Origin of the sequence: Pseudomonas sp. Leaf58 (genome assembly GCF_003627215.1) — a bacterium.
Taxonomy (GTDB): domain Bacteria; phylum Pseudomonadota; class Gammaproteobacteria; order Pseudomonadales; family Pseudomonadaceae; genus Aquipseudomonas.
In genome coordinates this window covers 1,464,923-1,480,906 of sequence record NZ_CP032677.1, presented here as the reverse complement: position 1 = coordinate 1,480,906, position 15,984 = coordinate 1,464,923, and the positions used below count along the sequence as shown (strand labels likewise).

At 57.7% G+C, this 15,984-nt stretch carries 14 protein-coding genes; 8 read left to right on the top strand and 6 right to left on the bottom strand.

The genetic code is table 11. The features are described 5' to 3' along the window. The first annotated feature begins 1,314 nt into the window (after positions 1-1,314). A complete protein-coding gene (locus tag DV532_RS06840) occupies positions 1,315-1,590 on the top strand; it encodes a DUF3077 domain-containing protein (protein WP_056807220.1) in 276 nt (91 codons plus the stop codon). Positions 1,591-1,665: 75 nt separating this feature from the next. On the opposite strand, the gene DV532_RS06835 is transcribed toward DV532_RS06840, so the two are convergent. The 5 genes from DV532_RS06835 to pyrF all read right to left on the bottom strand — a co-directional run bounded on the left by DV532_RS06835 (position 1,666) and on the right by pyrF (position 7,413). Then, entirely contained in the window at positions 1,666-1,932 is a 267-nt protein-coding gene (locus tag DV532_RS06835) for a hypothetical protein (RefSeq protein ID WP_056807222.1), read from the bottom strand. A 120-nt stretch (positions 1,933-2,052) separates the two neighbouring features. Then, positions 2,053-3,132: a patatin-like phospholipase family protein gene (locus DV532_RS06830; RefSeq protein WP_056807226.1), complete on the bottom strand. Its 1,080-nt coding sequence runs from the start codon at positions 3,130-3,132 to the stop codon at positions 2,053-2,055. Beyond that, positions 3,129-4,037 carry a diguanylate cyclase regulator RdcB family protein gene (locus DV532_RS06825; protein WP_056807230.1) on the bottom strand — a complete coding sequence of 303 codons (909 nt, stop codon included), beginning with the start codon at positions 4,035-4,037 and terminating at the stop codon, positions 3,129-3,131. Before DV532_RS06825 ends, DV532_RS06830 begins: the two co-directional genes overlap by 4 nt. Further along, the gene (locus tag DV532_RS06820; RefSeq protein ID WP_056807233.1) at positions 4,034-6,454 is read right to left on the bottom strand and encodes a dynamin family protein; all 2,421 of its coding nucleotides are present in this window, start codon (positions 6,452-6,454) and stop codon (positions 4,034-4,036) included. Before DV532_RS06820 ends, DV532_RS06825 begins: the two co-directional genes overlap by 4 nt. A gap of 257 nt (positions 6,455-6,711) precedes the next feature. After that, on the bottom strand, positions 6,712-7,413 hold the full coding sequence (pyrF, locus tag DV532_RS06815; RefSeq protein WP_056807236.1) for an orotidine-5'-phosphate decarboxylase: 702 nt from the start codon (positions 7,411-7,413) through the stop codon (positions 6,712-6,714). Positions 7,414-7,597: 184 nt separating this feature from the next. Here pyrF and DV532_RS06810 point away from each other — a divergent pair, with 184 nt between their 5' ends. Next, entirely contained in the window at positions 7,598-7,765 is a 168-nt protein-coding gene (locus tag DV532_RS06810) for a DUF2897 family protein (protein WP_082477196.1), read from the top strand. 161 nt (positions 7,766-7,926) lie between these two features. Here DV532_RS06810 and DV532_RS06805 read toward each other — a convergent pair whose 3' ends face one another. Next, positions 7,927-8,259, bottom strand: a complete 333-nt coding sequence (locus tag DV532_RS06805; RefSeq protein ID WP_056807238.1) for a ComEA family DNA-binding protein — start codon at positions 8,257-8,259, stop codon at positions 7,927-7,929. A gap of 667 nt (positions 8,260-8,926) precedes the next feature. On the opposite strand from DV532_RS06805, the gene DV532_RS06800 reads away from it, so the two are divergent. The 6 genes from DV532_RS06800 (at position 8,927) to DV532_RS06775 (ending at position 15,940) form a co-directional block, all read left to right on the top strand. Continuing rightward, positions 8,927-10,288 carry a phosphomannomutase/phosphoglucomutase gene (locus DV532_RS06800; RefSeq protein ID WP_056807241.1) on the top strand — a complete coding sequence of 454 codons (1,362 nt, stop codon included), beginning with the start codon at positions 8,927-8,929 and terminating at the stop codon, positions 10,286-10,288. 505 nt (positions 10,289-10,793) lie between these two features. Further along, a complete protein-coding gene (locus DV532_RS06795) occupies positions 10,794-11,585 on the top strand; it encodes an ABC transporter permease (protein WP_082477198.1) in 792 nt (263 codons plus the stop codon). A gap of 13 nt (positions 11,586-11,598) precedes the next feature. Next, positions 11,599-12,252 carry an ABC transporter ATP-binding protein gene (locus DV532_RS06790; protein WP_056807244.1) on the top strand — a complete coding sequence of 218 codons (654 nt, stop codon included), beginning with the start codon at positions 11,599-11,601 and terminating at the stop codon, positions 12,250-12,252. Between the two features lie 55 nt (positions 12,253-12,307). Beyond that, a complete protein-coding gene (locus tag DV532_RS06785) occupies positions 12,308-13,414 on the top strand; it encodes an ABC transporter permease (protein ID WP_056807246.1) in 1,107 nt (368 codons plus the stop codon). Then, positions 13,407-14,498, top strand: coding sequence for a polysaccharide biosynthesis/export family protein (locus tag DV532_RS06780; RefSeq protein ID WP_056807250.1), 1,092 nt, complete (start codon positions 13,407-13,409; stop codon positions 14,496-14,498). Before DV532_RS06785 ends, DV532_RS06780 begins: the two co-directional genes overlap by 8 nt. A gap of 29 nt (positions 14,499-14,527) precedes the next feature. Then, the gene (locus DV532_RS06775) at positions 14,528-15,940 is read left to right on the top strand and encodes a mannose-1-phosphate guanylyltransferase/mannose-6-phosphate isomerase (protein WP_056807253.1); all 1,413 of its coding nucleotides are present in this window, start codon (positions 14,528-14,530) and stop codon (positions 15,938-15,940) included. Positions 15,941-15,984: the final 44 nt, after the last annotated feature.

The following is a 15,984-nucleotide window of genomic DNA, read 5'->3' as shown; positions in this document are numbered from 1 at the left end:
TGGGTTGCAGCCTTGGTGCATGACTGAAGATTGATGAAGAGCAGCGCCCCCCTCTCGATATCGAATGGAACAAACAAGGCGGACAGAGGCGACCTAACAGGAGTGACTGGCCCGAAACAGATGTGGGAGCGGCCTTGTGCCGCGAAGCGCCGCGCGGGCGGCGCTCGATCTCACAGGCACCACAAACCTCAAGGCATGCACCTGTCAGCCCCAGCCATTTTCCAAATGGCGGACAGAGGCGACCTCACAGCAGTGACTGGCCCGAAACAGATGTAGGAGCGGCCTTGTGCCGCGAAGCGCCGCGCGGGCGGCGCTCGATCTCACAGGCACCACAAACCTCAAGGCATACACCTGTCAGCCCCAGCCATTTTCCAAATGGCGGACAGAGGCGACCTCACAGCAGTGACTGGCCCGAAACAGATGTGGGAGCGGCCTTGTGCCGCGAAGCGCCGCGCGGGCGGCGCTCGATCTCACAGGCACCACAAACCTCAAGGCATGCACCTGTCAGCCCCAGCCATTTTCCAAATGGCGGACAGAGGCGACCTCACAGGAGTGACTGGCCCGAAACAGATGTGGGAGCGGCCTTGTGCCGCGAAGCGCCGCGCGGGCGGCGCTCGATCTCACAGGCACCACAAACCTCAAGGCATGCACCTGCCAGCCCCAGCCATTTTCCAAATGGCGGACAGAGGCGACCTCACAGCAGTGACTGGCCCGAAACAGATGTGGGAGCGGCCTTGTGCCGCGAAGCGCCGCGCGGGCGGCGCTCGATCTCACAGGCACCACAAACCTCAAGGCATGCACCTGCCAGCCCCAGCCATTTTCCAAATGGCGGACAGAGGCGACCTCACAGGAGTGACTGGCCCGAAACAGATGTAGGAGCGGCCTTGTGCCGCGAAGCGCCGCGCGGGCGGCGCTCGATCTCACAGGCACCACAAACCTCAAGGCATGCACCTGTCAGCCCCAGCCATTTTCCAAATGGCTGAACCAGCCCCTTCAGAAAACGTCAGACTTTCCTGAACCTTGCCCCCACCGCTTCAACTCGACGCATCAAGCGAACTATCCTACGCAGCGGTCGGACGCAGCTGAATTGCCGGGGAAATCCCCCAGGTCTAACTTCACCGGGTCGCCATGTTGGTGACCGGGTGTGAGAACCTGTTGTGCACTGCTGCTCTACTGTTCAATGGCAGCCATTCGCGGGCAGGCTTCGGCCTGGCCGGCTTCAGTGCACCGGTTTCTCACCCCGCGCAATGGCTGCCACCTTTATCCGTGAGAAAGATCGAGGTGGTTGCTCCTATCACGCACTGGAGTGTCACCATGAAAAACAACGCCCCCTCCCCCGTCCTCACCGCAGGCATTGAGACCTTCCTGGAAGCCGGCAACCCCACCGTGGACCTGCTCCGCGTACAACCCGGCGTGCCGATCGATGATGCCTACGAGCACGTGTCAGTGCTGCTGGGCTACATCAAGCACCTTGTGCGTGAAGGCGACATGGAAGATGACCACAAGTTACTGGGCTCAGCCGACTACCTGCTGGCCATGGCCAAGGCCCTGATGAACGACATCGAGCTGGCCAAGAACAAGCTGCATTAAAACCGACAGGCTGCCGCGCCCGCAAAGTGCACGCCTTGAGATTTGAGGGGGTGCACAGATCGAGCGCGCGCGGTGTTAATTCACACCCTCCTTATTGCTTTGTTCGACCGCTTGACTGCGGCGCTTCTCGACCCGGATATCGAATTGGTCTTGCACCATTCTAAGCCCTTTAAATACGCCGAGGCTGCCGAATTTGTACATGGAATTTAGAATCCGGTAGCCCACGTCGGACGATGGCTTGAAAATGTCAAAGAGCAAAAACAAGATGAGCCCGAGCGCGAAAAAAAACAATCCGACGGTGAGAGACCAAATGAGCCGGATTATTGCGGTGATAATAAACAAGGCTTGATTCCTATCGTGTGTGTGGTGTGTGCATCAGGTGCTGGTGTTTCGTTCAAACAGGCTCAACAGGCGCTGGCACGGTCGTTGTAGGCGCGGGCTTGCCCGCGCCAGACACAGCACTTACCTCAATCGAGACATCGCGTCGGCCAGTACCTGGTCAGCACGGGCGGATTCCCCATCAGTGCCGGCCAAGGCCACTTCTGAAGCCCGCAGCTCATTGCGCGCCCCCTGGGCTTTCATCACGCGCCCTACGCAGTGGAGCGTGTCCTGGTAACCCTGCTCAATCCACGACGGGATCTTCTCGCCATCGAAACCGAGCATATCGCGAACACCCGCCACAGCCCCGGTTGCACGTGCCAGGCTTCGGGTGGGGCGAATCTCCAGGACGGTAGCGTTCGGAAAGCGCTGCCGGCTCCAGACAGAGCCGTCACTGAGGTGTGTGACGATAAGCAAATTACAGCCCGCGTCCAGCAAAGGGGTAATCGGCGTATTGCCCTGCATGGTTTGCCAGCCGCCCTGCCCGCCGTCTGACCAGCTTTGCCCGGCATGCCGACGTGTTTTGAACAGGACTGGTAGTGCCGCGGAGGCCAGCAGAACCCGCTTCTGCTCGGCCACATCAGCAATCGACTGGATATGAAAAAACTGCGACTGTGGCGTATCGCCCAGCCCAAGCTCCGCGCATACGGCACGGGCAATATCGGTGAACCCGCCCAAGCTTTCGTACAGCGAAACGTATAACGGCAGGCCCGTTGCCAGGTCTTTGCTGACCAAAAATTCATCCATCAATTGCTGCAGCGGCTTGTCATCCAGCACGCCGTCTTCCCAACCGTCCAGCCACTCGGGCAGTTCGACATCAAAGCGGCTGGCCAACTGCTTGGCACCCTGAGCTGCCGCAAAAATTGCACTGGCACCATTGATGCGTAGGCCTGCAGCCACCAGCAATGACACATAGCCAGGCATTTTCACGCTCAACGGCGAGCGTTCGGCCAAACGCCCCCACAACTGCTCCAGGCGCTCAATGGCAACATCCAATGAGGGCGCCGAGGCAAGAATGCCGCCGTTCAGCGCGCCGATACTGGCCCCCGAAACGGCGTCGATGCGAACACCTAGCTCACGCAAGGCTTTCAACACACCGACCTGATAGGCGCCTTTGGCGCCCCCGCCCGAGAGCACCAAGCCCACCTTCATGGCTGCGCTCATACGCAAGCCTCCAGGAACACTTCACTGACCAAGCCTTCCGTCATGCGCCGTGCAGACCCCAGCAACGGCACCTGCAGCGGTAGCTGTTCAGGCGACTGCGAAATGGCGTAGGTCATTGGCGAGCGATCAGGGCACGACCAGTCCCCCAGGTAAGCCAGGGTGTCTTCGCCAGCGCTCCACGGTTCGGCAAATGCTGGCCGTGCTAGCCAGCGGCTGCGCGTAGCAATACGCTCGCCCTGCCCCACCTGAGCATCCTGGCTCAACTGGATGATTGCCCGGTTAGCCAGGTCTTCCAGCAATTGCTGGCGTTCGGCCCCTGAAATGGCCAGGCAATGATCACCGAATGCCCCCCAGCGCAGTTCTTCCAGCACCGCATAGCAACGGCCGGTGAGGCTAAGGCCTGCAAACCGCCCGGCGCCCCACTTGCCCATCATGCTGTCAAGGTGCAATTGCGCACGTTGTGTGCTGTCAATCTGCGCAACCTTCAGCTCTAACGCGTTGCAGCGATCGCCCAGGTGTTGCGCAAGCCGTTCCAGCGCGTAGCGGGTATCGGCGGAGTAGTTGGCGACCGTAGCCAAGTCGTGCTTCAACCCATTGACCCGCAGCTGCACCTGATAAATCGCGCGGTTACTCTTGGCCAACGATTGAGTCAAATCGACCAGCCAATCCAACGCCCCCTCGACGCTATCGGTGAGGCTTGCATTGATTTCAGCCTGGTGTTGGGCGGCTTTGCCGGTAAACCCATCGTAAAGGCGGTCGAACAAGGCGGTGCGTGTCGACATGTGCCGCTGGCGCTCGCGCAGCACATCAATGCCGTTGGCGAAGTCCACCACGAACTTTTCTGGCAGGCAGGTAAACAGCCCGCTCATTTCGCCAAGCAGGTCTTGGTTGTGCGCATCGCTCATACCGACACCCCCGCATGGCTTACATCGCGCAGCAGTTCTTCACTGTCGCGCTTGATGGGCGCGACAACGCCTTTGCAATGGGTAAGCAAACCCGCCAGCGCGCTTTGCTCGTCCTGGCCGCGTTGCTGATCGCGAATACTTTGCTGCAGGTCGCTTCGAATACTCTCGATGCCGCCTTTAAGTTGCACGAAGAAGGTATTAAGCCCCTCTTGGAGCGGCTGGGCGATAGTGTCAGCGGCAGAGGCTTCCAGGTCTTTGAACAGTTGCTCGATTGACGCGTCGATGGCTGTGCGAACCTTGTTGATATCGACTGCGTAATAGCCCTGCTTGACGGTGTACTCTTCCCACCCCCAATCAGACGTACCAAACCAGCTGCACAGGGTGCCCCATGCACCTTTGCTGCGGCGACTACGGGTGACTTTGCGTTGCTTGCTGGCCACCGAATCACGCAGGATTTCACTGGCGGCATACTTAAGTGTCAGCGGGCTGGTGTCGGGGATTTTTACATCGATGGCGAACCCACCGCGATTAAGCCGTGCATTCAGGTCCGCAATCAGCTGGTTGGCTTTGGCTTCGATGTTTTCGGCGAATGACTTGCGGAAATCCTTGAGGATTTCGCCCATGCGCTTCACCAGTTCCACTTCACCTTCACTGATGATGCTTTGCACAGCGCTTTCAATTTTTTTCAGCAATGCTTCAGCCTGAGACTGCTTATCAAAATTGATAACAGGGCTGGCTTCATCAAATTCAAAGTCGAAACCTGTGCGCGCGGCACGTGCCCGCTCGCCACCAAACCAGACGTTAAGCGCGCCCTTGAGGAGCCCGCCCTTGCTCTGCCACGGCTGCTCCTGCATTCGCGCGGCGGCCTGTTTTTGCTCTTGTTGCTTTCCCGCCTTGAACCCTTTGCCGACCTCATCCTTGATGGCCACTGCCAGGTCGTTGAAGGCCAGGCTCATCTCGCCCTTGATTTCCGCCAGCGCGTCCTTTGAAGACGCTTCGCTGTCCTTTTCCAGGCGATCGATCCGGCCAATGTCGTCGCGCAGCGATCCAATCTGCTCTCGCAACTCTTCGGCACTCTTGGCCAGCGCGGTATCACGCACTTCCAAAAAGCGCGCCAGGCGGCTCGACGTGTCAACCAGCTTCGACGCCGCAGAAGACAACGCCATCACCGCTGCCTGCTTGTGGGCTTTGAAGATGACTTTTTCCAAGGGTTCGGCGAAATTGGATTTCTTCCACAGTATATTCGCGCCGCGCTGTACAGCATCCGGGTTGTGCAATGCGTCTTCCCAGTCCATGCCCAGTACCAGCTGGCCGAAGTCTTCGACCCACGTATTGCCCGCCTCCGTAAGCTCAGGCAATTTGCCATGGTTGGCAATTTCTTGCTGGGCACGGCTGGCCAAGTACCCCAGCCGCGAAGAAACGGGGTACACGTCTGCGGCATCGAGCCTGCCATTCATCAACGACTCGGCCACGAAGGCACGGGTTTGCTCGGCAGTGTCGCCGTTGCGGTCGCGTTGGTCGAATTTGTTCACCAAGGCAAACATGCGCCCTTCGGCGATGTCGGCAATTTCCTCCAACTCCTTTCGCACCTGCTCATCGGCGTCAGACTTAAGCTGCGTGAAGTCCATTACAGCCAGTACCGCCGAGGCCTTCTTCAACTGCTCCTTGAGCATTTTGCGCAGGTGCTGCTGGCCAGCTTCATTGGGGCCGGGTGTGTCGAGCAGGGCCAACTTGCCCTGGCCCGCCGCCTGCCCGATATGCGCGAACTCGATGCGGATGACCGGGTAATCTTCGATGCTGGAATAGCTGCCAAACGGGAACTCGACGCCCAGCCATGCAGCAAGCCGTACCAAGTCGTTAAGGCTTTTGAGGAACCAGAAGATGTTTTCTGACCCTTCATATAAGGCGTTGAAACTGCCGCGCTGGTCGATCAACCGCAACAGGTCAAGCATGTCATCGGTGCGTTCCAGGTTCTGCAACGCTGCGTCACCGCGCTCGGACGAGATCACCTTGCCCAACTGCACCATAAGGTCATTGATGGGCTTGCAGTTTTTCAGTTCCAACACCGGTTGGGTCTGGCCCGGGGTGTGTTCGATCAACGTCGGCAGGGCGGTCATCGGCCGGTTTCGGTTGGGCAGTACTTCATGCCCAACAATGGCATTGATGGTGGTCGATTTGCCGGCTTTCATGGTCCCTACAACCGCCAGCACCATCTTCAGTTCGCCGACCTTGGCCAGTTCCCCTTCGAGATAATCGATCTCTTTGAAGACACTGGTTTTGCTGAACGTCTGATGCTCATCACCCTGATCATCAGCCAGGACACCCCCGCTTTCCTGCAAGTGGTGCAGCAAGCCCAACCCCAAACTGAGAAGCCTGCGGGCTTCATCACGGAGCAGATCAATCGATTGTTCCTGCATCAAAAATCTCCTTGCATGAAGCCTCGAGGCCCCAGGCTGTCCCTATGTGCTCCCACAGCTAGCCAACTGCAGAAAATCTGGCAGCAGGATATCAAAATGATGGCACCAAGGCATGAGCCGATGATGCAGGCTGGCAGCCCGCTAGCCATGCCTGCAGGAGGAGATTGAGTGAGGCCGCGAGGGGTATGCCTACCGACCAACTGCCAATAAAAAAGGCCAGCACTCGCATGCTGGCCTTTCTCTACACCGCGGGCTAGTTACCCACGAATCTCCGCCACTACCGCAGCCAGCGCCTGCGCCGGGTCGGCGGCTTGGCTGATCGGCCGGCCGATCACCAAGTAATCCGAGCCGGCATCCAACGCTTGGCGCGGGGTGAGGATACGGCGCTGGTCATCCTGCGCACTGCCCGCTGGGCGAATGCCTGGGGTTACCAGTTGCAACGACGGGTGCGCCGCCTTCAGCGCCGGGGCCTCCAGCGCCGAGCACACCAAACCGTCCATGCCCGCCTTCTCGGCCAACGCGGCCAGGCGCAACACCTGCACTTGCGGGTCGACATCCAGGCCGATACCGGCCAGGTCTTCACGCTCCATGCTGGTTAGTACAGTCACGCCAATCAGCAACGGCTGCGGGCCGCTGCGCTTGGCCAGCTCTTCACGGCAGGCCGCCATCATGCGCAGGCCGCCGGAGCAATGCACGTTGACCATCCACACGCCCATCTCGGCAGCGGCCTTCACCGCCATGGCCGTGGTGTTGGGGATGTCGTGGAACTTGAGGTCCAGGAACACTTCGAAGCCCTTGTCGCACAGGGTTTCGACGATGCCCGAAGCGCTGCTGGTGAACAGCTCCTTGCCAACCTTCACCCGGCACAGCGCAGGGTCGAGCTGGTCAGCCAGCTTCAGGGCGGCCTCACGGGTAGGGAAATCCAGGGCGACGATCAGGGGCGTCTGGCAGGCGGACATGGGCAGGGTCTCTTGGCAAGTCGAAAACGGCGCGCATTGTAAACGAAGTGGCGCAGGCTTTGGGGGCCGCGGGTCATGGAATTGGCCCGACAATGGCCAAGTTCTATAATTGAACCAACGGACCGGGCAGCTGTTCAACATTTATACAGCACTGCCCATTACCCCCCCAGCAAGGAGAACGACAATGCCCTGGTATGCCTGGCTAATCCTTATCGTAGCCCTCGGTTCGATTGTCGGCGGGCTGATGCTGCTGCGCGATACCGCAAAAAAGCTGCCCCTGACCGACGAGCAACTGCGCAAGGTGCATGAGCGCAATGCCGAGGCCGATGCCAAGGATGCGCAGGACAGGTAGCCCACTCTGCTGCCGCTATCGCCCCGTATCGCCCACCCAAAAGGCTGGCGCCCTACCTGTAGGAGCGGGCTTGCCCGCGAACACCGGCAAAGCCGGTGCCAGCCACCACGCAGCCGTTTTCAAGGACTCACCCCGCCCCCACAATCCATCAAGCGCCTCCCTTACTCCACCATCACCTTATCCCGGTTACGCTCCAGCAACGCATTGCCAATCCCCTTGATCTCCAGCAACTCATCCACGGAAGCAAACGGCCCATTGGCCTCGCGATACGCCACAATTGCCTCGGCCTTGGCCTTGCCGATCCCGTTCAGCTCCTTCTGCAACGTCAACGCATCGGCCTTGTTCAAATCCAGCCGTGCCTGTTCAGGCGCTACCTGCCGCACCACCGGCACCGGCTCTGGCACCGCCGTGGCACCTGCAGGTGCTGCGTTGACAGAGAAGGACAAACCAGCAAACAGCGGCAACAGCAGGTAGGACAGTACGGTATTACGCATGGTGAACACTCCTTGGGTTTAGTCGTTTGAAGCAGCCGGTTTCCCTCGGCTGCGCAGACAACCCTAGCGCTCAAAGCCGTAATGAAACAGCAAGCATCAGCGGCGAATGGTTACTGAATTGGTCTACAAAATGCTGAGCTTTGCTGACCCAGAAAAACGGCCGACCTCTCTTTCCGCCACGCCAACCCAACGGTATCCGCGACAGGGTCCGTCGCTTGTAGCTACATACCCGACTGCATGAAGGTGGGTGCCTACCAAAGTCCACCGATTTGCCTACAGGTCCCGATGACAAGCGATTCAAACGCGTAAGGCGCCAGGCATAACGCCGCGCGCCGGAGTGAGTACTGACTTGCCTTCAAAACAGTGCGCACAGCGAGAGACCTGCAACTAACTAAATAACTTCATCCGTGCCAGCGCCAAGCATCCTTTGGAAACTCCAGTTATCATGTCGCGGTCCCGCTCGAAGTGCAGAGCGGCGACTGTTTCGGCGAAGACGGCATCGCCCTCTTCAAATGGCCAGTACAGTGGTTATGTGCCTGACCCAGGCCTTTACCGTCGGCCCACGGTTACCTCAGCGAAGTACAGTGCCAAAATTCATGCGGGTAATCATTTTGCCCACCATCCCCTTTTAGACGGTGCCTCCAGAAGGCGCCGCATTGAGAGATGTATGTACGCACCTATCCAGACCCGTTGCTTTAAAGCCTATGACATCCGCGGCCAAGTGCCGACCGACCTTAACGACGACATCGCCTATCGCATTGGCCGCGCTCTGGTGGCCCAGCTGGGCGGGCGCAGCTACGTGGTCGGCCGCGACATGCGCTTGGAAAGCCCTGGGCTGTCCCGCGCCTTGATCAAAGGCCTGACTGAAGGCGGTGCCGACGTGATCGACATCGGCCTGTGTGGCACCGAAGAAGTTTACTTCGCCACCAGCCATTACCAGGCGGCCGGCGGCATCATGGTCACCGCCAGCCACAACCCCAAGGGTTACAACGGCATGAAGCTGGTACGTGAGCAGTCGCGCCCGATCAGCGGTGACACCGGCCTCAACGACATCCGCCAGCGCGTCGAAGCGGGCGAACTCGGCACCCAAGCAGCTACCCCGGGCACCGTGCGCGAGGCATTCGACAAAACCGCCTATATCGACCACCTGCTGACCTACATCGATGTGGCCGCGCTCACACCGCTAAAGGTACTCGCTGACCCTGGCAACGGCGCTGTTGGCCCGGTGCTGGAATTGCTCAAAGCCCGCCTGCCGCTGGACATCACCATCATCAACGGCGAGCCGGACGGCAACTTCCCCAACGGCATTCCAAACCCGCTGTTGCCAGAAAACCGCGACCTTACCCGCCGAGCCGTGCTCGAAACTGGTGCCGCCATGGGTATCGCGTTCGACGGCGACTTCGACCGCTGCTTCTTCTTCGATAACCAAGGCCGCTTCATCGAAGGCTACTACGTGGTTGGGTTGCTAGCCGAAATGTTGCTGGCCAAGCACCCTGGCAGCAAGATCATTCACGACCCGCGCCTGACCTGGAACACTATCGAGCAAGTGGGCGCCGCGGGCGGCCAGGCCATACAGAGCAAGACCGGCCACGCTTTCATTAAAGAGCGCATGCGCGCTGAAGACGCGGTGTACGGCGGCGAAATGAGCGCCCACCACTACTTCCGCGATTTTGCCTACTGCGACAGCGGCAACATCCCATGGCTGCTGGTTGCTGCGCTGATGAGCCGCACTGGCAAGAGCTTGGCCCAACTGGTGGACGAGCGAATCGCAGCGTTCCCGTGCAGTGGCGAGATCAACTATGAAGTCGCCGATGTGAAGAGCACTATCGAGAAAATTCTGGCGTTCTACCTGCCGCAGGACCCAAGCGTTGATCGCACCGACGGGATCAGCGTGGAATTTGCTGACTGGCGGTTTAGCTTGCGTGGGTCCAATACCGAACCGCTGCTGCGGTTGAACGTTGAGAGCCGGGGTGATGAAGCGTTGGTTGCCCAGCGTGTCGCTGAAATTGCCGGGCTGATTCACGGTTAACTCTGCTGACATCCTCCGGGGCGCTTTGGAGCTGTCTAGCGTTAGCGTGCCTCACAAAAAACCGAAAACGGGGCTGTAAAGCAGCCCCTGTCAGGCCCCCTTGTAACTGGCGTCGCTCCACCTCACTGCTCCCGTGCGGGCGGCGAGCCCCCCTTATTTCAACGCGGCGCAATGTGAACCCGTTCACCTCAAAGTGTTAGAAACGTGGGTAAGCTGCGTCATACGGGAACCTCGAACCCCTTGAAGACCTACCCCTTCCCTTTTATAAGGCAATATGCCATCATCCATTCCACTGCCATTCGTCTCGAATATCGCTAATGGATTAGAACTTTCGGTCGCATTTGCAGCCCGTCCCTTGACGCTTATGCCCTCTCACGCTTACCCTTCCGCCCCTTAGAACAGGGAAGTTTCCGGAAGATCCGTCTTATATCGCCCACGGGCGAGGCTTTCCTGAAGATGAATTCCGGCGTGCTTAGGCGCGCTGCATTGCTTTGCGGTCGCCATCTTGAAAGCTCGTTCGTCTCTACAGATCCAGAAATCGGTTATCTTCGCCTTAGTCCTGCGCGAAGCACGTGCACGTGTTGGCGACACCCGCTTGGGCGCCTTGTGGATGTTGCTGGAGCCGCTGGTTCACCTCCTTCTTTTTTCCCTGCTGTTCGCGATGTTGCGCGGCCGCACCGTTTCCGGCGTTGAATACCCGGTGTTCATCCTGGTGGGCATGGCACCCTTCCTGCTGTACCGCAATACCGCCCTGCGCCTTATGGACAGCCTTCGCGAAAACCGCTCGCTGTTTGGTTACAAACAGATCAAACCGCTAGACACCTACATCGCCCGCGTCATCGTCGAAACCTGCATTGCGGTTACGGTATACGCCATCTTGGTGTTCGGTTTTGCCTGGGTCGGTTTCGACATGTCGATTCACAGCCCACTGCAATGGGTTGCCACTCTGCTGCTTGGCCTGTTCTTCGCATTTGGCTTGGGAATGCTCCTAGCCCTGATCACACACGCCCTTCCTAGCGTGAAAATCGTCATTCGCATGGCCTTCTTCCCACTGTACTTCATCTCTGGCGTGCTGATTCCCGCTTCCTATCTGCCCCAGGCCATGATGCCGGTGTTGCTGCTCAACCCGTTCCTGCACATCCTCGAATTGATCCGTGCCGAGGTACTGCCGCATTACACGCCGGTCGACGGTGTATCCGAGACCTACGTCATCAGCTTCACAGTGGTATTGCTGTTCCTATCTCTGGGCGCCTACCGCGCCCGCAGGATGCACCTGATTTCCACCAAGAACGGTTAAGTACAGGCCAAACGTGTTCGAGCTCAGAAACGTAACCAAGTCGTACCTCACGCCCAACGGCCGGCGGTATGTCTTCCGCAACCTGTCGCTGGCCATCCCGCCAGGGAAGAATATTGGGCTTATCGGTCGCAACGGTGCCGGCAAGTCCACGCTCATGCGCCTGCTCGGAGGCGCAGACGTGCCAGACTCCGGCACCATCATTACTGACCGCAGCATTTCTTGGCCGGTCGGTCTAACGGGTGGTTTCCAGGGCAGCATGACTGGTCGCGATAACATTAAATTCGTCTGCCGCATTTATGGTGCAACTGGCGAAGCGATGCGCGAGAAGATTCGCTACGTACAGGAGTTTGCCGAAATCGGTGACTGGATAGACGAACCGATCAAGACCTACTCCTCAGGCATGCGCTCACGGGTGGCATTCGGCTTGAGCATGGCATTCGACTTCGATTACTACCTGATCGACGAAGTAATGTCGGTAGGCGATGCGCAGTTCAAACGCAAGTGCAACGAGGTTTTCCAGGAAAAACTGCAGAAGTCCAACGTCGTGCTGGTAACCCACACCATGCCCGAAGTCGAAAAACTCTGCGACGTAGTCCTGCTGGTACGTAACGGCGAAATCCAGGTGTTCGAAGACGTGTCCGAAGGCGTCAAGGCTTACAGCAGCTGATCAACCCATTCCCAATTCAAAGCAGCACCGTTCGACTTCAAGGATGCATCCAACTATGAGCAGTACGGGTAAAAAGAAGGGCTGGCGCCTAGCGATCGCCATGGTGGTTTTACCAATGATCCTGGCGGCCGTGTATTACGGCGTATTCGCTGCTGACCGCTTCGTCAGCTCCGCCCAGGTAGTGGTACGCCAGGACGGCAGCAATCAGGGCGCCCAGATGCCTGGATTGGCCACCCTCCTCACTGGCACCAACCCGGCTTCGCGGGAAGAAACCCTTTACCTGCGCGAGTACATCACGTCGATGGACATGATGTTGCTGCTCGAAGACCGCGTCCAGTGGATTGAACAATACGCCGCCCAGCGCAGTGACGCGTTCTTCTGGCTCAACAAAGACGCCCCACGCGAAGAACTGCTTAAGTACTACCAGCGGATGGTATCGGCCCACTACGACGAAACCACCGGCCTGTTGCGCGTTGAGGTTCAGGCATTCACCCCTGAGCTGTCCGAGAAAATGCTGCGTGTGATTCTTCAAGCCAGCGAGCACTTCGTCAACGAAGTCAGCCACAATATTGCCCGCGAGCAAATGAAGTTCGCCCAAGGCGAGCTGGAGACTGCGCGCGTAAACTACTCCAAGCGCAAGACCCAGCTATTGAACTTCCAGAACGAAAACAAGGTACTGGACGGCGGCAACACCGCGCAAAACCGCGCCACCATCATTGCCGACCTTGAAAGCCAGTACACCAAGGAGCAGGCCGTTCTCACCGAGATGTCGTTCAAGCTACGTAGTGATGCCCCGCAAGTTCGCCAGCAAAAGCAGAAAGTAGACGCCATTACTCATCAGCTAGCCAAAGAAAAGCGCTTGCTGGTTTCCTCGCCTCAGGGCTCTCAGCTGAACGTGGTGGCTTCGCGCTTCCAGCAACTGACACTTGACGCCGGCATTGCCGAAGAAACCTACAAGACTGCCGTTGCTGCACTCGACAATGCCCGCGTAGAAGCGAGCAAGAAGATTCGCACCTTGGTAACAGTGGTCAGCCCCAACACCCCACAGCTCGCTCTGTATCCTGAGCGCTGGTACAACCTGGCAACTATCTTGCTTGGCCTTTTGATGCTGTACGGCATCACTCGCTTCATTCTGGCTTCGATTGAGGATCATCGTGATTAAATCCCTGGCTGTCTCCAAGACGTTCAATTTGAAAGTGGCAGCTTTGGCGCTGGCGACGTGGGGCCTGGCTGGTTGCAGCGGCACCATTTCTGGTGCTGGGCCATACAAGGGCACGATTGAGACCAAAAACGAGGCGTACAACCTCGTGGATATCAATGCGAGCACAATCGCCCCGTATCTGGCAGGCGCCCCGCGCGCCTCGCTAGCCACCGTTAGCAAGCCACAGCCACCAGAAGTGCGCTTGGCCGCAGGCGACACATTGAATGTGCTGATTGCCGATACAGCGCCAGCCGAGTCCGCCCTGTTTGCGCCTCTGGCAACTGGCGGCACCCAATTGAAGTCACGCATTGATGCGCAGGGCATGCTTTCGCTGCCATATGTAGGCCGGCAGTTTGTTGCAGGCATGACCCTCAACCAAGTTGAGACCATGATTCGCCGCGAACTCAAAGGTATTACCACGGACGTTCAGACCCATGTTGAGCTGGTCGGCGACCTTTCTGGCTCCGTACTGGTTGCTGGCGCCGTGAAGACTCCTGGGCGCTTCAGCACTCTACAGGGCCCACTGACCTTGCTGGATGCCGTGAACCAAGCAGGCGGCCCGGTATTGGAACCCCACTTGGTCAATGTGACCGTGCGAACAGGTACCCAAGTACAACAGTTCAACTATGAAGATGTGCTGGCCGGCAACAACATGGTGCTGCGCCCCAATTCTGAAGTAGTACTTGATCGTGCACGCCAACGCTTTGTAGCAATGGGTGCAGTGGCAGAACCAGGCCTAAAAGACCTACCAAGCCAGAACACAAGCTTGTTGGATGCGCTGGGCAGCGTAGGCGGCCTGCGTGAGGCAAACGCCAACCCAGAAGGCGTGTTCGTGTTCCGGATGGCGAGCGGTACAAATGCGAAGCCAACCGTGCTCCGCCTCAACATGCGCGATCCGGCGGCGGTCTTTTATGCACGACAGATTGCCATCAAACCTGATGACACTATTTATGTAACAAATGCAGCTGTATACGAATGGCAGAAGGTCATTTCTCCAATTGTACAAACTATGCTGCTCGGCCGCGCCACTGGCGCTTACAACTAACCTTTTTCATCGGCAATAGGGAAATTAAGATGATCCCCGTCGTACTTTCTGGCGGCTCTGGTTCGCGCCTCTGGCCACTCTCACGCGCTATGCATCCAAAGCAGTTCCTGAGCATTGGTGGCGAGCACTCACTATTCCAGTCAACGCTGCTGCGTTTGGCTAAAATTGAAAGCGTTTCGCTGACCCCGATTGTTGTAAGCAACGAGGATCATCGCTTCCTAGTCGCCGAACAGTGCCGGGAGCTTGGAGTTTCACCAAGTGCTATCCTGCTCGAGCCCTGTGGTCGAAATACCGCCCCAGCCATTGCGGCTGCTGTAGTCAAAGCGCTCAGCACAGGTAAAGACGATCTACTTTTGGTGCTGCCGGCTGATCACGCCATCGACAACATCGAAGCACTACAATCTGCATTTGAAGCTGGTGCGGTAGCCGCTAATAACGGAAACATTGTGACGTTTGGGATCGTCCCCAATAAACCTGAAACCGGCTATGGTTACATTCGCGTCGTAGAAAAATGTCAAACCGCACAACCCGTGGAAGCATTTGTCGAGAAGCCTGACTTCGAAACAGCACAAGGATACCTGGAGGATGGACGCTACTATTGGAATAGTGGCATGTTCCTTTTCAAGGCATCAGTCATGCTCGAGGAGTTGCGCGCTCATGCGCCACAGGTGCTTCAAGCTGTAGAGGCCGCTCTTGAAACTGCGACGAGCGATCTTGACTTCACTCGACTCAATGCTGAAGCCTTCGGGTGTGCAGAAAACATCTCCATTGACTATGCCGTCATGGAGCGTTCGGACAAGGTTGCAGTATTACCGTTAGATGCCGGTTGGAACGATGTGGGTTCTTGGTCGGCCGTTTGGGAAATCACGGAAAAGGACGCAGAAGGCAACGCGTTTCAAGGTGATGTGATCCTGGAAGCGACCCGCAATGCGTATGTTCATGCTGAACACCGCATGGTTAGTGTCCTAGGTCTCGATGATGTAGTAGTTGTCGAAACAGCTGATGCCGTGATGGTAACTTCAAAAGATAAGGCACAAGACGTTAAGCTTATTGTAGACCGGATCAAGAAGAGCAAACGCACGGAAGCAACCAATCACCGGAAAGTTTACCGGCCATGGGGCGCCTACGATTCGATTGATAATGGCAATCGCTATCAAGTCAAACGGATCACCGTCGCACCAGGCCAGAAACTATCAGTACAGATGCATCATCATCGCGCAGAACACTGGATTGTAGTAACTGGCACAGCAAAGGTTACTATTGGGGGAGAGGACGTTCTTTTGACTGAGAACCAATCAACCTACATTCCAGTGGGTGTCATCCACGCCCTGGAAAATCCGGGCAAAATTCCGCTTGAGATGATCGAAGTTCAATCAGGCACATATCTCGGCGAAGACGATATCGTGCGATTTGAAGATCGGTACGGCCGCACCACTGCTTAACACAACCTACATTTAACGCCTTAGATCCGCAGCAGGGAAAGATC